This is a genomic window from Collinsella aerofaciens (genome assembly GCF_028206795.1).
GTDB classification, from domain to species: domain Bacteria; phylum Actinomycetota; class Coriobacteriia; order Coriobacteriales; family Coriobacteriaceae; genus Collinsella; species Collinsella aerofaciens_AX.
In genome coordinates this window covers 73,494-92,425 of sequence record NZ_JAQLFJ010000005.1, presented here as the reverse complement: position 1 = coordinate 92,425, position 18,932 = coordinate 73,494, and the positions used below count along the sequence as shown (strand labels likewise).

Genomic DNA, 18,932 nt, shown 5'->3' with positions numbered 1-18,932 from the left:
GCAGTTTCCCACTGGCCCTCTATACGGAAAGCGCATCCCAGAATGGAGGTCCAAACTGGGATGCGCTTTCCGCTATTAAAGATATGAGGCTGCGGAGCAACTGCTCGGCATAGGCCTATGCCTGCTGCCAGGTATCGACGAGCTCCTTGGCCGCGGCGTAGGGGTCATCGGCACTGCATACGGCGCTCACCACAAAGAAGCCGTCGACGCCGGTGGTCTTGAGCTGCGGCAGGTCGGCCGTCTTGACGCCGCCGCCCACCACGATGGGCACGGGGCTTGCCTCATGGAGTGCGGCCAGGTCCTCAAAACTCTTGGTGATAATGGAGCCATCTGCCGCGCGTCCGCAGTCGCGCTTGGTCTCGGTCTCGTGGAGCGGGCCCACGCCCAGGTAATCGACCAAGCTCATGTCGGCGGTCTTGACGTACTCGAGCATCTCCTCGCAACGGGCCGAAAGGCCCACAATGGCATCGGACCCCAGAAGCTTGCGGCAGACCTCGACAGGAATGTCGCTCTGGCCCACGTGCACGCCGTCGACAGCGATGCCCTGCTCGCGCGCAGCGAGTACGCAGTCAAGGCGGTCGTCGATCAACAGGGCGACCTGACCGGTCTTGCCGGCCTGAGCGATAGCCTGCGCGGCATCGCCCGTCAGCGCGATGATCTCGCGGGCGCTTGCCACCTTGGAGCGCACCTGGATGCAGGTAAAGCCGGCGTCGAGTGCCTGGGCTACCACATCGCCCACGGGACGTCCCAGCGTGTTTTCGGGGCCGAGTACCAGATAGGCCGAGATATCAAGGTTGTCGCGGATGCTCATCGTGCTTCCTCCTGCTTTTTGATCTGTGCTTCCATGCGCTTGAGTTTGCCGGTCATGGTGTCGGTAAATCCGGGTCGAATATCGGCTTTGAGCACGACTTCGGTGCGGATGCCCTTGCTCGCCAACACAAAGGTCGCGTCGCGCACGACCTGCATGACCTCGTCCCAGTCGCCCTCAATCTCGGTGAACATCGAGGTGGTGCGGTTGGGAAGGCCGCTCTCGCGAATGACGCGCACGACCTCGGCGACCTCGGCGGACAGCTCGTCGCCGGTGCCGCATGGGGCGATGGCCACGGCGACGAGCGTGTTCATGCCGGCATTGGTTGCGGGTTCGGACATGGCTTATGCCTCCTCGAGCTCGAGTCGGTTGTCGGCAATATCCTGGGCGGTTGCGCGGTAGAGCTCGTCGATAAAGGCGACCTTAAAGCTTGCCGGGGCATTGGCGACGGCGGCGGCACGCGTGCCGGCAACGTTGTAGACGGCGGTGCCGCAGACTGCTGCCGTAAACGGATCGGTAGCACAGGCGTACACGGCCAGCACGCCGCCCTGCGAGCAACCGCAGCCGGTGATCTTGGACATGAGCGGGCTGCCGCCGTGGGATTTGGCCACGGTCGTGCCGTCGGTAATCAGGTCGACTTCGCCCGAGACCACAACGGCGCCGCCGGTGTAGCGAGCGAGCGCCACGGCGGCATCGCGGGCGGCGTCGACCGTGTCGGTGGTATCGACACCGCGCACGCGGCTCAGATCGGCCGACTCGCCCTCAAGACCCCACAGGCCGGAGAGTGCGATGATCTCGGAGGCGTTGCCGCGTACGATGGCGGGCTTGTACTGCTTGAGCTCGTTTACCAGCTGGGTGCGCAGGCTACCGATGCCCAGACCCACCGGATCGAGCACCCAGGGCTTGCCGGCGTCGTGTGCCGCCTTGGCCGCGCGGGGAATCGTCTGCTCGTAGATGGGGAAGAGCGTGCCCATGTTGAGATAGATGGCGCCGCCGCCGGCAACGAGCGCCTCGCCCTCGTCGGGCAGATAGACCATGGCGGCCGAACCGCCCACGGCGAGCTGCGCGTTGGCGACAAAGTCGATCGTCACCGTGTTGGTGATGGAGCCGGCCATCGGATTGGTGGCTCGAATCTCCTCTACGGCCTTGACCATATGTTGCTTAAGCTGTTCCGAATCAATCACTGCACATGCCTCCTTGGCATAGAAAAGGGGCGCTGTGCATAGACAGCGCCCCTGTAAAGGCGGCATGCTCCCTACGCCAGCATTAACTGACAGGTTCAAAGGATTGGGCCCTATGCCCTCTCAGCCTTGTGGTTTGCACCGCCGGCACTCCCGCATCGAATCTGTTGTTCCCTATACTAGCGCATCGGTACAATAGATGGGGCTGAGACGAATGGGGGAGTCTATGATCAAGCTTGTGCTGACCGATATGGACGATACGCTGATTCCAGCTGGGCATGACGGCGCCAGCGACTATGCCATCGAGGGCATTCATGCCATGCAGGCGGCGGGTCTGCACTTTGGCCCGGTTTCGGGCCGTCAGCCGTCCGCGATGGGCTGGATGTTCAATAATCGTACCGAGTGTTTTTCGACCGGCGCATTCTGCAACGGCCAGGTTATGTTTGTCGATGGCGAAGTGGTTGCCTCGCGCGCGACCGATAACGATGCGCTCATGCGTCTTGCCGCCTATCTGGAAGAAGAAACCGACGATACGTATCTGAAGGTCTACAGCTTAGGCGATAACTTTTGGAATAACGATGCCTATTGCGTGACAAGCGATCCCGAGCGTGTGCGTCGCGCCATGGAGTCAGGCGGCAACGCGTGGCTCAAGGGCGAAGAGGCTCCCTGTCGCCCTGTCGTTGACGATGCCCCGGTATACAAGGCGAATATCTGGAGTGCCCGTTCGCGCGAGGAACTCGCCGAGCTGCGCGAGCGTGTTGCCGCCGAGGTGCCGGAGCTCTCGCTCGTGTTTCCCAACAACCGCGTGCGCCTGTTCGACGTTCTTCCGACCGGCTGGGACAAGGGCTGTGCTGCGCTGGAGCTGGCGCGCGCTTTGGGCCTGACGCCCGACGAGGTGGCCGTATTCGGCGATTCCGATAACGATTTGCCCATGATCGATGCCGTTCCCAATTCCGTTGCAGTCGCCAATGCCAACGAGGCCGTCACGGCTGCCGCGCGCTGGCATATCGGCGCTGCGGCAGATGATGCGGTTGCCGGGGCTCTGCATCAGATTGCCGCCTGCGCCGCGACGGGGGAGATGCCGTCGTTTATGCGTCAGATGGACGCGACGGGTTTCGACGTCACGAACGTCTAGGGAGAAAGCCATGAAGCTCCAGCAGCTCAGATATGTCGTCAAAGTTGCCGAATGCGGCAGCATCACCGAGGCCTCGCGCCGGCTCTTTGTGTCGCAGCCTTCGATTACCGCGTCAATTCGCGATCTCGAAAACGAGATGGGTGTACACATCTTTGAGCGCACCAACAAGGGCGTCATTGTGTCCGAGGAAGGCGAGACCTTCTTGGGCTACGCGCGCCAGGTGCTCGACCAGGCCGACCTGCTCGAGGGCAAGTACAAAGGCACGTCCGAGCAGGTGCCGCACTTTAGTGTGAGCTGCCAGCATTATTCCTTTGCCGTTAATGCATTTGTCGATGTGATCCGCGAGTTCGATGCCGCGCGCTACGACTTTACCCTGCGCGAGGAGCAGACCCACGAGATTATCGAGGACGTCGCGCATATGAAAAGCGAGCTCGGCATCCTGTACTTATCCGAGCATAACCGCGAGGTCATCGAGCGCATGCTCGCCGCCAACGAACTCGTATTCGAGGGGCTCTTCTGCGCCACGCCGCATGTCTTTGTATGCGCCGACCATCCACTGGCGGACCACGCCAGCGTGACGCTCGAAGATCTCGAGGACTACCCGTTCCTGTCCTATGAGCAGGGCAGCTATAACTCGTTTTACTATTCCGAGGAGCTGACCTCGACCTTTGAGCGTCGCAAGAATATCCGCGTGCGCGACCGTGCGACGTTGTTCAACCTAGCTATGGGCCTTAACGGCTACACGGTTTGTTCGGGCGTGATCAGCCATGAACTTAACGGCCCCGGCATTATCTCCATTCCGCTCGATGTAGACGAGTACATGGAGATCGGCATCATCACGCGCAAGAACACGACACTTACGCGCTACGGGCAGGCCTATATCGAAGCGATTCGTCAGCACATCTAGACTGCTGCGTTCTGCACGGGTCAAATCTCTTTATGGCAGTCCCAACTAATATAGGAAGCATCTATATCAAACTGTTATAAACGCATATTTTACGATGGCCATATGAGCGCTCATACTCTGTCCCAGTAAAGCAACCAATGCAAAGGGAGATATCTATGAGCACTTCGATTCAACCGAACGCGCCGTTTCGCGCCGATATCGTCGGCAGCTTTCTTCGTCCGCAGGCTGTAAAGGACGCCCGTGCCGCCTATGTCGCGGGTAAACTCGACGCTTCCGGCCTTAAGGCCGTCGAGGACGAGGCCATCCGCGACTTAGTGGCCAAGCAGAAGGCTGCCGGCCTGCAGGTGATTACCGATGGCGAGTTCCGCCGCAGCTACTGGCACCTCGATTTTATGTGGGGCCTCAACGGCATTGAGCGCCGCGCCTCGCGCACGGGCTACATGTTCCACGATGAGGAGACTACCGCCGACACCGCCGTGGTAACCGGTCCCATTAGCGGCGAGAATCATCCGTTCGTCGAGCACTTCAAATTTATCAAGTCGCTCGAGGGAGAGGGCCAGGTCGCGCGCCAGACCATTCCGGCGCCGATCCAGACGTTCTCCGAAGTCACACTCGACCGCTGCGATGGCCAGCAGGAGAGTCTGCACGCCGTCTACAAGACCGACGAAGAGCTCGTCGATGCCATTGCCGCAGCATACCGCACCGTGATTGCTGACCTGTATGCCGCGGGCTGCCGCAACATCCAGTTTGATGACTGCACCTGGGGCATCTACTGCGATACCGATTTTGTTGCCAAAACCGGCATGAGCCCGGTCGACCTGCAAAAGGTAAGCGAGCTGGGCGTGGCGCTCAACAATGCCGCCATCGAGGGCAAGCCCGACGATCTGGTTATCAACACGCATGTATGCCGCGGCAACTACCACTCCACCTACGCTTTTGAGGGCGGCTACGACCCCATCGCGCCGTACCTGTTTGCGCATGAGGACGTTGACGCGTTCTATCTGGAGTTCGACACGCCCCGCGCCGGTGGTTTTGAGCCGCTCAAGTATGTTGCTCCCGGCAAGAAGGTCGTGCTGGGCTTGGTGACCACCAAGGCGGCAGAGCTCGAGAACGAGGATGTTATCGTCGAGCGCATCCGCGAGGCGGCAAAGTACGTGCCGCTCGAGAATCTGTATCTGTCTCCGCAGTGTGGCTTTGCCAGCTGCGAGATTGGCAATAAGCTGACCGAGGACGAGCAGTGGGCAAAGATTGCGCTGGTCAGGCGTATTGCCGAGCGCGTTTGGAAATAGCGCTAGCGTTTGCAGGTGGCGGCGCGTGCGAGGTACTGCATATCGCGTACAATGGTTCGGATCGTATCGTTCGGGCAGGTTATCCGATATGCCTGATCGCCCTTCCATTCGAAAGGACTTCCATGTCCCAATCCTCGACGCCCGCCGTCACCGATGCCATCTACGATGCATCGTCGCTCGGCCGCCCGCGCATGTTCGTGTTGGGTTTGCAACACATGTTTGCGATGTTCGGAGCCACGGTGCTCGTGCCCGTGCTCACCGGCCTTTCCGTTTCGACGACGCTTCTGTTCGCCGGCATCGGCACACTGCTGTTTCATTTTCTATCGCGCGGTAAGGTGCCCGCGTTCCTGGGCTCGTCGTTTGCTTTTATCGCGGGTTATGCCGCCATTGCACCCAACGGCGAGGCCGAGCTTTTGCCCTACGCTTGTCTGGGCGTTGCCTGCGCCGGCCTGCTCTATCCGGTGCTGGCAGCGCTGTTCCGCGCCTTTGGCGCCAAGCGCGTCATGCGCTTCTTCCCGCCGGTGGTGACCGGTCCCATCGTCATTTCCATCGGCCTGATCTTGGCAAGCTCTGCTATCGCCAACTGCCAGACCAATTGGCTTGTTGCCGTTGTCGCTGTGGCCGTGATCGTCATCTGCAATATTTGGGGGCGCGGCATGGTCAAGATCGTGCCGATTTTGCTGGGCGTTGTGGTGAGCTATGCCGTTGCGGCCGCGCTGGGCGAGGTCGACTTCTCTGGCGTCGCAGCCGCCCCCTGGGTTGGCTTGCCCGTCGTGTGGGACAACACCGTGTTTGCGCTCTTTGGACCGCAGTTCGATAGCGGTCTTGCCACGACGGCCATCATCACCATCATGCCGCTGGCCTTTGCGACCATGATTGAGCACATTGGAGATATTTCCGCCATTGGCTCTACCTGCGAACGCAATTACATTGCCGATCCCGGTCTGCACCGTACCCTGCTCGGCGATGGCCTGGCGACCATCTTGGCATCGCTCTTTGGCGCCCCCGCCAATACGACGTATGGCGAGAACACCGGCGTGCTTGCCTTGACGCGTGTGTTCGACCCGCGTGTGATTCGCATTGCCGCCTGCTGCGCCATTGTGCTTTCGTTCTGCCCCAAGTTTGCTGCGGTGATTGCCGCCATGCCGGCGTGCGTTATCGGCGGTGTGTCGCTCGTGCTCTACGGCATGATCAGCGCCGTTGGCGTGCGTAACCTCATCGAGAACCAGGTTGATTTCCAGAACAACCGCAACGTGCTGGTGGCGGCTCTGGTGCTCGTGCTTTCGCTCGGCATTGCCTACAGTACCGCCGGTGCCATCGTGCTGGAGCTGGGCGGCGTGACGATTTCGCTTTCGGGCCTTGCCGTGGGCTCGCTGGTGGGCATTGTGCTCAACGCCATCCTGCCCGGTAACGACTTTGAGTTCGATACTTCCGAGCTTGAGGAGACTGCTGAATAGTAGCTGCGTTCAGCCAAATTAAAAATGGCGTCCATGCGTATGTACGCGTGGGCGCCATTTTTAATGCGTCAGTATCCAGTGGATGCCGCGCGCCATGCGCAGGTCAGTTTGGGCAAAGTGATTGCCGGGGTTGAGCTCCAGCATTGTTGGAATGTCACGCTCGATAAACAGCTCTTCCATCGCGCGCGTATCGTCGAGTACGTGCCGCATCATGCGGTTGGGCGTCTTGGTTTCCTTTTTACCGAGTGACAGATAGACGGCGTCGGGCGTAGCTGTCATCGTGCGCTCGCGCGCGTAGTCGATAAAGCCGGGGAACCACAGCGACCCCGATGCACTTGCCGCGCGCTCAAAGACATCTGTTTGCCAAAGTGCCCATAGTGCAAAAAGACCCGCCAAGGAGTAGCCGGCAACGCCGCGCCAGGCGGGCGGTTGCGGGAGCGATGATTCGGCCTCTGGGATTATCTGCTTCAACAACTCGTCAAGAAAACCAGCAGCCTGTCCGCCAAAGGGCTCGGCATCTCGTATAGTTCCCTCACATTCCCAGGGGCTCAGCTCGCGATTCCAATCGAGCCCTCCAATGGCGACAAGGGTGAATGGCGGGCAGTCGAGCTCTCGGCAGCGCTCGTAGACTTCACTACCGTCGCCCATAACCACGGGGAGGTAGATGACGGGCGCGCCTTCCACACACTCTGAATAAACGGTTATCTGCTTATGATGCGCTTCCAAGGCAGGCTTCTCTCGGTGTTGTGATATTGACAGCCTCAATTGTCGCACGCTGGCACGGGGGCAGACGCTAAAAGAAAGGCGCGGAGCCGTTCGATGCGACTCCGCGCCTTGTTGTTTTGCTTCGGCAGACTATGCCGTTACGCTACGAAGAAGTAGACGAGGAAAGCAAGGGATGCGACCCACATGAGCGGCTTGATCTTGGAAGCCTCGCCCTTAAAGAGCGCGACGACCACGTAGGCGATAAAGCCCAGGCCAATGCCGGCAGAGATGGAGTAGGTGAAGGGCACGCCCGCGGCGATCATAAACGCCGGGAAACCCTCGGAGACATCGAACCAGTCGATCTCGGTGGCCTCGCTCATCATGAGGTAGCCGACGTAGACCAGGGCACCGCAGGTGGCGGCGCTGGAAACGATGGAGACGACGGGGGAGAAGAACGCGGCGAGGATAAACAGCACGCCGGTGGTGACGGAGGTGAGGCCCGTGCGGCCACCGTCGGCGGCGCCAGAGGTGGACTCGACGAAGGTGGTGATGGAGGAGACGCCCATGAAGCCGCCCACGGCAGCGGCGGCGGAGTCGACGACCAGGATCTCCTTGATGTTCTCGACGTTGCCGTCGTCGGTGAGGAACTCGCCTTGCTTGGCCACGGCCATCGCGGTACCCATGGTGTCAAAGAAGTCGCTCATGAGCAGCGAGAACGAGATGACAAGGAGCGTGGGGTCGGTAAGGACCTTGACGATGGCGGGCACGCCGCCGGCGTCGGCGATGGGGCCACCGATGCTCGAGAAGTCGAGCGGGGCGATGATACCGGTCGGAGCCTGGGTTACGCCTAGGGGGATACCGGCGATGACGGCTACGACGATGCCGATGAGCAGCGAGCCGGGGACGTTGCGGCAGGCGAGGGCGACCGTCACCAGGATGGAGATGATGCCGACGATGAAGGTGGGGGAGGTGATGTCGCCCAGACCGACGAGTGTACCGGCGCCAGCGGTGATAATGCCGGCATCGCACAGGCCGATCATGGCGATGAACAGGCCCAGGCCCACCGAGATGGCGTGGCGCAGGACCACGGGGATGGCGTCCATGATGGCCTCGCGCAGGCCACAAAGGACGAGCAGCAGGATGACGACGCCCTCGAGGAAGATGACGCTCATGGCCACGTGCCAGTCGCCGCCGCAGACGGTGGTGGTGATGCCGGCGATCATCGCGTTGACGCCGAGGCCCGACGCACAGGCGAGCGGGCGGTTAGCGAAGATGCCCATGCAGATGGTCATGATGCCGGCGCCCAGGCAGGTGGCGCAGGCGAGCGCTCCCGCATCGATGCCGGCGCCCGAGAGCACCGCGGGGTTGACGGCGATGATGTAGGCCATTGCCAGGAATGTTGTCAGTCCAGCGCGAAGTTCGGTCCCGATTGTGGACTTGCGCTCACTGACGTGAAAAAGTTCGTCCATGCATACCCTTTCCTTGTTCGGCCCCGAGTTTAGGCCGATTGACACGAACTTTCTTACTATATCGCCTTTGTAAGGTTGATGCTCCTCGCATGTTGATGTTCGGCGCTTTGTAGCAGACGGACGGTATTTTTCGCATGAAAATGTGTGGGTACCGTATACTTAAGCGGTTACAACGACCCCTATGGAGGAACGTATGATTAAAGAGCTTTGCCACGACGAGGCTATCCTGTCCCAGCGTTGCGAGGTTGCGACTGTCGAGGACGAGTCGGTTGCTCAGGACCTGATCGATACCATCAAGTCGCTCGACGATGCCGGCTGCTTGGCCGCTAACCAGATTGGCGTTACCAAGAAGGTTTGCGTCTACCTGGACGATGCCGGCGAGCCCCACGTGCTCTACAACCCCCGTCTGGTGTTTGGCCTGGGCGCCAGCAAGATGGAGGAGAGCTGCCTGACGCACGAGGAGGTCACCAAGTCCACGCGCTATATCAAGTGCAAGGTCGCTTATGACGTGATCGTCGACGGCAAGATGCGCGAGCGCAAGCAGGACTTTGTGGGCTTCGAGGCGCAGATGATTCAACACATGATTGACCACTGTCTAGGAAAGTTGGTCTAAGGGGACCAAAGCACCGCACTTCGTCTCTTTTGGTCCGGGCGTGACATTGTTGTCATGTCCGGGCTTTTGTGTTTAGCGCCTTTTTGTTTGGTGACAATAACCTTAGCAGGAACGTAAAGCTAGGAGGCGCTATGTGTACGAGCATTCGATTTACCGATAATTCTGGCCACATGTATCTAGGCCGCAACCTCGACTGGAGCTTTGACTACGGCCAACAGGTTCGCGTGATGCCGCGCGGGTTCCACATTCCGTATTCGTTTATCGACGATGCGTCGGCGGCGCACGCGGTAATCGGCATGTGCATCGATTACGAGAACTACCCTATGTTTTTCGACTGCGGTAACGATGCGGGTCTGGCTGTGGCGGGGCTCAACTTCCCCGGCTATGCCGAGTATGCCGATGGCCCTGTCGACGGCAAGAACAATATCGCGGCCTATGAGTTTCCCCTGTGGGTGGCAGCGACGTTCTCGACGGTCGATGAGGTCGAGGCCGCGCTGCGCGACACGGTGATTGTCGCCAAATCTGCCGGAGAGGGGCTGGGCGTGTCACTGCTCCATTGGATTATCGGCGACAGCCAACGCAGCATCGTGGTCGAGATGATGGCTGACGGCCTGCATGTATACGACAATCCGGTCGACACCCTTGCCAATCAGCCGACTTTCCCGTGGCACATGGAAAACCTGCGCACCTATATCACGGCCACAAGCGATTTTCCGCAGACGGCGACATGGCGTGGCGCCGAGCTTAAGCCCTATGGAGCCGGTGCCGGCATGCGCGGCATTCCGGGCGATTGCTATTCGCCGAGCCGTTTTGTAAAGGCGGCGTACCTCAATGCCAATTACCCACAAAAGGAGAGCGAGACCGAAAACGTCGTTCGCATGTTCCGCTCGCTCGAGGGCGTGGTGATGATCGAGGGAGCGTCCAGGATGGGCGATGGCAAGTTCGAGAAGACTATCTACACCGGATGCTTTAGCGCGCGCACGGGCAATTATTACTACGCGATGTATGGGGATCCGTCGATTCGCTACGTGAGCCTGATGGATGCCGAGGGCGCGAGCCCCGATAGGCTCGTGGTTCCCGAGCCGCGCCGTTCGTAGCTCACTGGTCCGTTGCGACATAAAACGGCCTCGCACCTCTTATGAGATGCGAGGCCGTTGTCGTCAATGGCTGGTGGCGTGTTAGAAGTTGGCGTCGTTGAACTGGGTGCTCTCGAGTCCGTCGAGTTGCTGTTCGGGCGTATCGGCGACGCTCTCGAGCAGCTCGGTGGGATCGACGTTCATGCTCTTGCCGGCCTCGTTGCCGTTGACCAAGTCGTCCGAGAAAATGTCGACCTCCATTTCCTCGGCCTCTTCGATCTGAACCTCGAGCGGCACCTGGGTGCGCACAAGTTTGACGGCCGGGCGCATGCGGGCAAAGAGCGGTACGTACTCAATGATGATGGCCGAGTTCTCGAGACCGTACCAGCGTGCCGGGCTTCCGCAGGCGCGGCGGACGGCGTACTTGATGGCCATCACGCGGTGGTCATTGCGGTTGATGTCCGTTTCGGGGGCAAGCATCTTGCGCAGCATGCAAAAGCGGAAGTCACCTACGTTGCCGCGCGTCTCGTAGATGGAGTAGGTGTGATGTTGCGGCGGCAGCTCGCCCGATGCCATCAAGTCGCCGACGATCTGACGCAGATAGGCGTTGACGCGCTGGTTGACCTTAAAGCCCAGGTCCAGGCGCACGCGGAACAAAAAGTCTGTGCCAAAGGTCTCGACGGAATACTCGTGCGTATAGGGCTCGTCGGTAACGTGCACGTTGATGAACCAGTATGCCTTGGCGCGCTTGGGATGCTTGTCCAGGATGGAATAGAGCACGTCTCGGTCGAGCGTGAGCGGGTCGGGGCTGTTGGTAAGGAACACCAGATTGTCGGCGAGCACGGGGTAGGTCTCGTCGTTGCGCAGGCGGTTGAGCTGATCGATGTACTTGGAGACGGGCAGCAGGATCGTCTGCGTGCGCTCGATGGCGGTGCCGCGGCGCCACACGTACATAAGGCCAAACAGCAGCGAGGCCAAGAAGATCATCACATAGCCGCCGTCAAAGAACATGGTGAGGCACGAGGCGAAGAAGCACAGCTCAATGGCACCAAAAAGCAGGGCGAAGACGCAGGCACCCAGCTTGTGCTTGAGGATGCCGGCGATGTAGCTCGTCAAAAGCGTTGTGGTCATGAGCATGGTCACGGTAATGGCGAGGCCGTAGGCGCTCTCCATGCGCTCGGAGTTCTGGAACAGCAGCACGATGAAGATGCAGCCGACCCACATGATGTTGTTGACGAGCGGAATATAGAGCTGGCCCTTGGTGTCGCTGGGGTAGTGGATGCGCAGGTGCGGCATGAGATTGAGACGGGTTGCCTCGGATACCAGCGAGAACGAGCCGGTGATGAGCGCCTGCGAGGCGATGATGGCCGCTACGGCCGAAAGCACGATGGCAAAGGGGCGCAGGGGCTCGGGGAGCATCATATAGAACGGGTTGACGATATCCATCGCAAGCATCTGGGGGTTGGAGTTATTGGCGAGCAGCCAAGCTCCCTGACCCAGATAGTTGAGGATAAGGGCCGCCTTAACAAACGGCCAGGATGCATAGATGTTTGCCTTGCCCACGTGACCCATGTCCGAATAGAGCGCCTCGGCACCGGTTGTCGATAGGAAGACAAAGCCGAGCACCATAATGCCCGAATGGTTGATGGGCGAGAACAGGAACATAATGCCGCGGATGGGGTTGAGCGCGCGCAAGATGGACAGGTTGCCGAGCATGTTGAACAGACCGGCGCCTGCCAGGAACAGGAACCACAGCGTCATGAGCGGGCCGAAGAGCTTGCCGATTGACGAGGTGCCGGCGCGCTGCATGGCAAATAGGCCGCAGATAATGATGATGGTGATGATGATGACGTTGGTCTGGCCGTCGCCCAGCAGCGCATGGTCCCATTCGATGGTGCGCAGACCCTCGATGGCTGTGGTGACCGTGACGGCGGGGGTGAGGATGCCGTCGGCGAGCAGCGCCGCGCCACCGATCATGGCGGGCAGAATCAGCCATGGTGCCACCTTGCGTACGAGGCTGAACAGGGCGAAGATGCCGCCTTCGTTGTGGTTGTCGGCCTTCATGGCGATTACCACGTACTTGACCGTGGTCACGAGCGTCATGGTCCAGATGACGAGCGAAAGCGCGCCCAGGATCATGTCCTCGCTGACGGTACCGATGCCGCCGTTGTTGGCGACGATTGATTTCATGGTGTACATGGGGCTCGTGCCGATGTCGCCATAGACGACGCCGAGCGTTACGAGCAGCATGCCAGCGGAGAGGGGAATGGCTCCGTGCCCGCCCTGCCCATGCTGGCCTTGGAGGTTTGCCTCCAGTTTGTTGTGTGCCACGTGGACTCCCTTAGACATCCGGTTATCTGTCTAGGACAAAAAACTTTATGCAGTCTTTATACATACAAGAGCAGTTTGGCACATCGGGTTATTTTAGACAATAATCCTCAGCTGGGGATTATTTATCTACGCAGGTAGCATTTCAAAGCAGGGGCTTTTAAGCACGTGCTGTCTGGGCGATGCCAGCCTTGGCGTTTGCGCGTTTGCCGGCGAGTTCGCAAAAAATCGCGCCGCCGATGATAAGCGCGGCGCCCATCAGGCGGACCGGTGTTATGGCTTCACCCAAAAGGGCGGCCGAGAACACGACCGCCGAAAGCGGCTCGAGGTAGCCGACGACGGCGACGGTCTGGACGGGCAGCTTGGCGACGGCGCTAAAGTAGAGCAGGCAACCAATGCCGGTGTTGACGACGCCGAGCATAGCGACGGCGCGCCAATCAATGCTGGCGGCGACGCCGGCGGACAGGAACGAGGGAGCGCCCTGCGTGATGAGCGTGAGGGCCAGTGCGGTCACAAAGGCGGCGCTCACTTGGAGTGCGGAGTTCTCGAGGCCCTCGATGTGCGGCGCACCCTTGCTGGCGATGACCATCAATGCATAGCAGAAGGCCGAGGCGATTCCACAGACGATGCCCGCAATGGGCATATTGCCGCCTAGACCTTGCGCTGCAATGAGAAAAGCACCGCAGGCGACGGCGACAAAGCCGGCGATTTTGCCGCCGGTCAGCTTTTCGCCAAAAATGAGCGGGGAGAGGGCCATAACGATGATGGGGCCACAGTAATACAACAGCGAGGAGATACCAACGCCGATCGTCTGATAGGCGCGGAACAGGAAAATCCAGCTGGCGCCCAGCGCGGCGCCCGAGACGATGAGCGCTGCGGCCTCGCGGGGGCGAGACGGAGCCTGCAGGTTATGGCGCTTGGTTATGAAGAGGATGGCGGCAAGGGTGAGAGCGCCCAAAAACGTGCGCAACAGTACGATATCGGAGCTCGGCAGCGCGATGGCAGCGGCGATGATGCCGTTGGAGCCAAACAATAGCAATGCTGCTAAGTACGTAAACAATCCGTTGTTCATGTGCTGACATCCCCTCTATATCCGAACATGTTCACTATGGGTGAACTGGCTTTAGAAGAAAAGCGAATATAATGCATGGATAACATGACAAAAACTCATGTAAAGGTGGAGGGGTGCCGTGGAAACGAATATTCAAAAGATGCAGGTGCTGCTGGAGACGGTGCGCGCCGGAAGCTTTACGCGTGCTGCCGAGCGCCTGAGCTATTCGCAATCGGGCGTGAGCCGTATGGTGGCCGATCTTGAGGCCGATTGGGGCTTTAAGGTGCTCGACCGCAGTCGCGAGGGCGTAGTGCTTTCTGCCGACGGGCGGCAAGTTATGCCGGCGGTCGAGGCGTTATGCGAGGAATTTGTTCGTTTGCAGCGACGGGTGGATGAGATGCGCGGGCTCATGCGCGGCAAAATCTGCATCGGTACGTTTTCGAGCGTGGCGACCCACGTGCTGCCGCCGGTGATCGCGCGTTTTCGCGCCGATCATCCGGATGTCGATTACGAGCTGCTGATGGGTGATTACTCCGAGACTGAGCAATGGGTGGCAGAGGGCCGCTGCGATCTGGGCTTTATTCCGCGCGAGCCACGCGGCGCCGGCATGGCGTCCCGACCGTTGGTGCAAGACGAGCTGATGGCCGTGGTGCCAGCGGACTCCTCGCTTGCCACCGCGGAGATCGTTTCCCTTGCCAATTTGGCCAACGAGCAGTTTATTCTGCTGGAACGCGGTAGCGACGACGAGATTACGCCGCTGTTTCGCCGCGCGGGCCTGGCGGTGCTCTCTAAGCTGTCGACCTGGGATGACTATGCGATTATGGCCATGGTCGAGGACGGCTTGGGCGTGAGCATTCTTCCGGCGCTCATCTTGCGCCGCTGCCAGTTCGATGTTGCCGTGCGCCCGCTCGAGGGACGTCCTCATCGGCAGATCAACGCCATATACCGCACCGCTGACGTTTCGCTCGCGGCGGCTCATTTCCTTGAATATCTCTAAAAGCGCGTGCCCGTTGTCCACTTCGGGACAATTCTCGGGGTTCGGTACATTTTATTGTGAAATTGAACTTTCGGATAATGCTCCGCGCTATACTGCTGCCTAAATTGAACTCAGGTTCAATTCGTGTTGTATAAATTGAACTTTGCCAGCAAGGAGGTTCTAGTGGCCCAAGAGACGTTTAGCGATCGTCTGCGACAGGCTATGTCCGATCGCGACGTTCGCCAGTCGGACGTGATCCGCGCATCGGAGATGCTCGGCAAAAAACTCGGCAAGAGTCAGATGAGCCAATATGTGAGCGGCAAGACGATTCCGCGGCGCGATGTGGCTGAGCTGCTCGCCCGTATTTTGGAGGTCGATGTTACCTGGCTGCTTGCCGGCGACGCCGATCAAGGCGAGGCATCATCACCCCGCAACGATTCCAAGCCCGAACCCCATCCCTCAGCTCAAATTCCAAGGAGCACCACCATGCGTACTTTTTCTAAATCCACCAAGCTCGATAACGTCCTGTATGACGTGCGCGGCCCCGTCGTCGACGAGGCCGCCCGTATGGAGGACGAGGGCGAGCGCATCCTCAAGCTCAATATCGGCAACCCGGCGCCCTTCGGTTTCCGCACGCCCGATGAGGTTATCAAGGACATGCGCCAGCAGCTGCCCGACTGCGAAGGCTATTCCAACTCGCGTGGCCTGTTCTCCGCGCGCAAGGCAATCATGCAGTATTCGCAGATCAAGGGCCTGCCCAACGTTCAGATGGAGCATATCTACACGGGCAACGGCGTGTCCGAGCTCATTCAGCTTTCGATGAACGCGCTGCTCGACAACGGCGACGAGATTCTGATCCCCAGCCCCGACTATCCGCTCTGGACGGCGTGCGCAACCCTTGCCGGCGGTCATCCCGTACATTATCTGTGTGATGAGCAGGCGGATTGGTATCCCGACTTGCAGGATATGGAGTCCAAGATCACGAGCTCGACCAAAGCCCTCGTCATCATCAACCCCAACAACCCCACGGGTTCCGTCTATCCGCGCGAGGTGCTCGAGGGCATCGTCGAGGTTGCACGCAGGCATCAGCTGATGATCTTTGCCGATGAGATCTACGACCGCCTGTGCATGGACGGCTACGAGCACGTCTCGATTGCCTCGCTCGCCCCCGACCTGCCCTGTGTCACCTTTAGCGGTCTGTCCAAGTCGCACATGATCGCGGGCTATCGTATTGGCTGGATGGTGCTTTCGGGCAACCAGCGCTGCATGAGCGACTTCATCATGGGTATCAACATGCTCTCCAACATGCGCCTGTGCTCCAACGTGCCGGCTCAGTCGATCGTTCAGACGGCACTCGGTGGTCATCAGTCCGTTAACGACTACATCCGTCCCGGCGGCCGTGTCTACGAGCAGCGCAACTTTGTGTATGAGGCGCTCAACAAGATTGACGGCATCTCGGTGGTTAAGCCGCGCGCGGCGTTCTACATCTTCCCCAAGATGGATGTGAAGAAGTTCAACATCACCGATGACGAGCAGTTCGCCCTTGACCTGCTGCACGAGAAGAAGATCCTGATCACGCGCGGCGGCGGCTTCAACTGGGCTGAGCCCGACCACTTCCGTATCGTGTACCTGCCGCGCATGGAAGTGCTCAAGGAGTCCCTCGAAGATCTCGCCGACTTCTTCGACCATTACCGCCAGAGCTAGTGGGATAGAAGTTCCGCACTATGAAAAGCTCCCTGCAGTTGTTTTGCTGCAGGGAGCTTTCTTGAATCGGCGGAACTAAATAACGATTCCGCAACAGTGGTCGATTTCGTGTTGGATGATCTCGGCGGTGTAGCCCGAGAAGTTTTTGATGCGGTGGACGAAATTCTCGTCCAAATACTCAACCTTAATGCGGCGATAGCGAGTACAGGGGCGCTCACCGGAAAGCGAGAGACATCCTTCGCTCGTCTGATAGGAATTGACCTGCTCAAGAATTTGAGGGTTGTACATCAGCAGCGCCCTGTTGCCGTCCTTTACGCAGATGATGCGTTTGCGCACGCCAATCATGTTGGCGGCAAGGCCCACGCACTCGTGCTCATGCTCATGGAGCGTATCCAGGAGGTCCTGCCCGGTCGCGGCATCGTCGGGTCCCGCGTCTTCGGAAGGCAGGCGCAAAAAGAACTCGGATTTCATGATGGGCTTAATCATGGCGGGCTCCTCATGTCTCGTGCTTTCGTGGACTTTTAATAATAGCGCGGAAGGAAAGCTGCGCGTCAGCGTTACAATCTTTCAACGTTGGACCATGTTGTCGGATCCGTCGCGTGCGGCGTCTGACGTAAGTCTAGGGCTCGTGCTCGCCCTGGACTGTTCCTCTGGGGCGATGTGACTGTTGTTCCAAGAGGAAGGAAATGCATGGGGAGCAAATCTCAGCAACAAGTTCAAGCAACGCCATCGGCCACTTCGGCGTTTCTCGTCGTAATGTATATTGCAGCCTTTGTTGCCGCGTTTAACGAGAACATCATTAACGTGGCACTGCACGATATCATGGCGGCCTTTTCGGTGAGTGCCACCACGGCGCAGTGGCTAGTTTCGGGCTACATGATCGTGACATCGATCTTTACGGCCATCATGGCCTATCTGTCCGGTCGTTTCTCGACGCGCAAGCTGCTGTTTTTCGCATGCGGATGCATGGTCGCCGGCGAAGTCCTGTGCCTGGTCGCCCCGTCGTTTGCCGTTTTGCTGCCAAGTCGTATTTTGCAGGCTGCGGGATCGGGTATCTTGTTTCCGCTCATGATGAATGTAGTGCTATCTTGCGCTCCGCGCGAGAAGCTCGGTCTGTATCTGAGCCTGGGCGGTGCCTGCATTACGCTAGGGCCGGCGTTTGGGCCTGTGATTAGTGGTCTTATGTGCACGTTGTTTGGCTGGAGAGCGGTGTTCGTAGTGCCGTTGGTGGGCGGCATTGCGGTCGCTGCGGCGGGCGTGAAGCTTGTTCAGAATGTCGGAGAGCGCTCGAACACCACGCTTGATATTCTGTCGGTTGTTTTGCTCGCTGCCGGCATTACGGCATTTGTGTATTCCGTAGGCGAGTTCTCGACCAATCTGATTTCCGGCATCGTGACGCTCTTCGCCGCCCTTGTGCTGCTCGGCTTGTTTGCGGCCCGTCAGCTCGAGCTCGAGCATCCGGTGCTTAACGTGCGTCCCATGGCGAGCGTTCGTTTTTGGCCTGCGTGCCTGCTTGTGGTGGTGTCGATGATGACAACGTTCTCGATGAGTGTTTTGTTGCCGCTCTATTTTGAGGGCGCATACGGCATGACCGCACTTGTTGCGGGTTTGCTCATTTTGCCGGCGATCGCCTGCAACGCCGTGACCTCGATTGTGGGCGGACGCGTGATGGATGCCCGTGGTGCGTGGCCGCTGCTGCCGGTCGGCTTTGCCCTGATCGCTGTGGGGCAGATTTCCATTTCGATGACGGCGGCAAGCATGAACATCGGCGTTGTCGTGCTGCTGACCGTTGTGGTGTATGCCGGCGTCGGTTTGGTACTGAGCCCCTCGCAGACCGCCGGTTTGGAGACGCTTCCCGCCGCTGAGCATCCTCACGGAACGGCATTGCTTAACACGTGGAACATGATTGCCGCGTCGTTTGGTCCGTCGCTGTTTATCGGCCTGCTTTCGAGTTCTGCGGTGGCTGCTGGCGCCGCGGGCGTTGCGTCGGACGTTGCCCAGGCGATAGGATTTGCAGCCGCCGTGCGCGTGGCGGCCGTGATTGCCGTTGTCGGGTTCGCGGTGTCGCTGGTGTACGCCCGCCGCGAGTCGCACATGTCGCATTAATGTGTGCACATAGATTCTGCAGCTAGATTGGATGGCGACACCATAAACTAATGGACGTTTTGCCGAGAGGCATGAATGTTTAAAGCGCAAAGAGTGCGCGACGGGCCCCGCGAATGGGGCGATGATG

The 18,932-nt window shown here is 59.4% G+C and carries 17 protein-coding genes and 1 riboswitch; of the genes, 9 read left to right on the top strand and 8 right to left on the bottom strand.

All coding sequences use genetic code 11. The features are described 5' to 3' along the window. Nucleotides 1-115: 115 nt before the first annotated feature. The 3 genes from PMX70_RS04605 to thiM are packed head-to-tail and all read right to left on the bottom strand — an operon-like array spanning nucleotide 116 to nucleotide 1,992. On the bottom strand, nucleotides 116-811 hold the full coding sequence (locus tag PMX70_RS04605; RefSeq protein ID WP_271743019.1) for a thiamine phosphate synthase: 696 nt from the start codon (nucleotides 809-811) through the stop codon (nucleotides 116-118). Next, entirely contained in the window at nucleotides 808-1,149 is a 342-nt protein-coding gene (locus PMX70_RS04600; protein WP_271743018.1) for a thiamine-binding protein, read from the bottom strand. The genes PMX70_RS04605 and PMX70_RS04600 overlap by 4 nt, the downstream gene beginning before the upstream one ends. A gap of 3 nt (nucleotides 1,150-1,152) precedes the next feature. Continuing rightward, nucleotides 1,153-1,992, bottom strand: a complete 840-nt coding sequence (gene thiM / locus PMX70_RS04595) for a hydroxyethylthiazole kinase (protein ID WP_271743017.1) — start codon at nucleotides 1,990-1,992, stop codon at nucleotides 1,153-1,155. A gap of 51 nt (nucleotides 1,993-2,043) precedes the next feature. Further along, nucleotides 2,044-2,154: riboswitch (TPP riboswitch) on the bottom strand. A 61-nt stretch (nucleotides 2,155-2,215) separates the two neighbouring features. On the opposite strand from thiM, the gene PMX70_RS04590 reads away from it, so the two are divergent. The 4 genes from PMX70_RS04590 to PMX70_RS04575 all read left to right on the top strand — a co-directional run bounded on the left by PMX70_RS04590 (nucleotide 2,216) and on the right by PMX70_RS04575 (nucleotide 6,777). Further along, nucleotides 2,216-3,124, top strand: coding sequence for an HAD-IIB family hydrolase (locus PMX70_RS04590; RefSeq protein ID WP_271743016.1), 909 nt, complete (start codon nucleotides 2,216-2,218; stop codon nucleotides 3,122-3,124). A 10-nt stretch (nucleotides 3,125-3,134) separates the two neighbouring features. Continuing rightward, nucleotides 3,135-4,031, top strand: a complete 897-nt coding sequence (locus PMX70_RS04585; protein WP_089572921.1) for a LysR family transcriptional regulator — start codon at nucleotides 3,135-3,137, stop codon at nucleotides 4,029-4,031. Between the two features lie 155 nt (nucleotides 4,032-4,186). Then, the gene (locus PMX70_RS04580; RefSeq protein WP_233539875.1) at nucleotides 4,187-5,320 is read left to right on the top strand and encodes a 5-methyltetrahydropteroyltriglutamate--homocysteine S-methyltransferase; all 1,134 of its coding nucleotides are present in this window, start codon (nucleotides 4,187-4,189) and stop codon (nucleotides 5,318-5,320) included. Nucleotides 5,321-5,442: 122 nt separating this feature from the next. Beyond that, a complete protein-coding gene (locus PMX70_RS04575; RefSeq protein ID WP_271743015.1) occupies nucleotides 5,443-6,777 on the top strand; it encodes a uracil-xanthine permease family protein in 1,335 nt (444 codons plus the stop codon). Nucleotides 6,778-6,837: 60 nt separating this feature from the next. On the opposite strand, the gene PMX70_RS04570 is transcribed toward PMX70_RS04575, so the two are convergent. After that, on the bottom strand, nucleotides 6,838-7,503 hold the full coding sequence (locus PMX70_RS04570) for an alpha/beta hydrolase (RefSeq protein WP_271743014.1): 666 nt from the start codon (nucleotides 7,501-7,503) through the stop codon (nucleotides 6,838-6,840). Nucleotides 7,504-7,640: 137 nt separating this feature from the next. Continuing rightward, a complete protein-coding gene (locus tag PMX70_RS04565) occupies nucleotides 7,641-8,951 on the bottom strand; it encodes an NCS2 family permease (RefSeq protein WP_271743013.1) in 1,311 nt (436 codons plus the stop codon). Between the two features lie 193 nt (nucleotides 8,952-9,144). Here PMX70_RS04565 and PMX70_RS04560 point away from each other — a divergent pair, with 193 nt between their 5' ends. Both PMX70_RS04560 and bsh read left to right on the top strand, forming a co-directional pair. Beyond that, nucleotides 9,145-9,564, top strand: coding sequence for a peptide deformylase (locus tag PMX70_RS04560; protein WP_117746174.1), 420 nt, complete (start codon nucleotides 9,145-9,147; stop codon nucleotides 9,562-9,564). Between the two features lie 131 nt (nucleotides 9,565-9,695). Further along, nucleotides 9,696-10,661, top strand: a complete 966-nt coding sequence (gene bsh, locus PMX70_RS04555) for a choloylglycine hydrolase (RefSeq protein WP_195363971.1) — start codon at nucleotides 9,696-9,698, stop codon at nucleotides 10,659-10,661. A gap of 81 nt (nucleotides 10,662-10,742) precedes the next feature. Here bsh and PMX70_RS04550 read toward each other — a convergent pair whose 3' ends face one another. Both PMX70_RS04550 and PMX70_RS04545 read right to left on the bottom strand, forming a co-directional pair. Beyond that, nucleotides 10,743-12,989, bottom strand: coding sequence for a KUP/HAK/KT family potassium transporter (locus tag PMX70_RS04550; protein ID WP_334203833.1), 2,247 nt, complete (start codon nucleotides 12,987-12,989; stop codon nucleotides 10,743-10,745). 139 nt (nucleotides 12,990-13,128) lie between these two features. After that, nucleotides 13,129-14,040, bottom strand: a complete 912-nt coding sequence (locus PMX70_RS04545; RefSeq protein WP_117757313.1) for a DMT family transporter — start codon at nucleotides 14,038-14,040, stop codon at nucleotides 13,129-13,131. Nucleotides 14,041-14,158: 118 nt separating this feature from the next. On the opposite strand from PMX70_RS04545, the gene PMX70_RS04540 reads away from it, so the two are divergent. Both PMX70_RS04540 and PMX70_RS04535 read left to right on the top strand, forming a co-directional pair. Next, entirely contained in the window at nucleotides 14,159-15,016 is an 858-nt protein-coding gene (locus tag PMX70_RS04540; RefSeq protein WP_271743012.1) for a LysR family transcriptional regulator, read from the top strand. 201 nt (nucleotides 15,017-15,217) lie between these two features. Next, nucleotides 15,218-16,699: an aminotransferase class I/II-fold pyridoxal phosphate-dependent enzyme gene (locus PMX70_RS04535; RefSeq protein ID WP_271743080.1), complete on the top strand. Its 1,482-nt coding sequence runs from the start codon at nucleotides 15,218-15,220 to the stop codon at nucleotides 16,697-16,699. A 75-nt stretch (nucleotides 16,700-16,774) separates the two neighbouring features. Here the strand turns inward: PMX70_RS04535 and PMX70_RS04530 are convergent, their stop codons facing one another. Then, complete coding sequence (locus tag PMX70_RS04530) at nucleotides 16,775-17,185, bottom strand: peptide deformylase (RefSeq protein ID WP_117655208.1); 411 nt, start codon at nucleotides 17,183-17,185, stop codon at nucleotides 16,775-16,777. A gap of 270 nt (nucleotides 17,186-17,455) precedes the next feature. On the opposite strand from PMX70_RS04530, the gene PMX70_RS04525 reads away from it, so the two are divergent. Next, nucleotides 17,456-18,805 carry an MFS transporter gene (locus PMX70_RS04525; protein WP_271743011.1) on the top strand — a complete coding sequence of 450 codons (1,350 nt, stop codon included), beginning with the start codon at nucleotides 17,456-17,458 and terminating at the stop codon, nucleotides 18,803-18,805. Nucleotides 18,806-18,932 lie beyond the last annotated feature (127 nt).

What these genes read in the sequence shown, in the direction of transcription:
- PMX70_RS04565 (WP_271743013.1), bottom strand. Translation starts at nt 8,951, where the DNA reads ATGGACGAACTTTTTCACGTCAGTGAGCGCAAGTCCACAATCGGGACC.
- PMX70_RS04585 (WP_089572921.1), top strand. Translation starts at nt 3,135, where the DNA reads ATGAAGCTCCAGCAGCTCAGATATGTCGTCAAAGTTGCCGAATGCGGC.
- PMX70_RS04600 (WP_271743018.1), bottom strand. Translation starts at nt 1,149, where the DNA reads ATGTCCGAACCCGCAACCAATGCCGGCATGAACACGCTCGTCGCCGTG.
- bsh (WP_195363971.1), top strand. Translation starts at nt 9,696, where the DNA reads ATGTGTACGAGCATTCGATTTACCGATAATTCTGGCCACATGTATCTA.
- PMX70_RS04560 (WP_117746174.1), top strand. Translation starts at nt 9,145, where the DNA reads ATGATTAAAGAGCTTTGCCACGACGAGGCTATCCTGTCCCAGCGTTGC.
- PMX70_RS04535 (WP_271743080.1), top strand. Translation starts at nt 15,218, where the DNA reads ATGTCCGATCGCGACGTTCGCCAGTCGGACGTGATCCGCGCATCGGAG.
- PMX70_RS04545 (WP_117757313.1), bottom strand. Translation starts at nt 14,040, where the DNA reads ATGAACAACGGATTGTTTACGTACTTAGCAGCATTGCTATTGTTTGGC.
- PMX70_RS04580 (WP_233539875.1), top strand. Translation starts at nt 4,187, where the DNA reads ATGAGCACTTCGATTCAACCGAACGCGCCGTTTCGCGCCGATATCGTC.
- PMX70_RS04550 (WP_334203833.1), bottom strand. Translation starts at nt 12,989, where the DNA reads ATGTCTAAGGGAGTCCACGTGGCACACAACAAACTGGAGGCAAACCTC.
- PMX70_RS04525 (WP_271743011.1), top strand. Translation starts at nt 17,456, where the DNA reads ATGTATATTGCAGCCTTTGTTGCCGCGTTTAACGAGAACATCATTAAC.
- PMX70_RS04530 (WP_117655208.1), bottom strand. Translation starts at nt 17,185, where the DNA reads ATGATTAAGCCCATCATGAAATCCGAGTTCTTTTTGCGCCTGCCTTCC.
- PMX70_RS04575 (WP_271743015.1), top strand. Translation starts at nt 5,443, where the DNA reads ATGTCCCAATCCTCGACGCCCGCCGTCACCGATGCCATCTACGATGCA.
- PMX70_RS04590 (WP_271743016.1), top strand. Translation starts at nt 2,216, where the DNA reads ATGATCAAGCTTGTGCTGACCGATATGGACGATACGCTGATTCCAGCT.
- PMX70_RS04605 (WP_271743019.1), bottom strand. Translation starts at nt 811, where the DNA reads ATGAGCATCCGCGACAACCTTGATATCTCGGCCTATCTGGTACTCGGC.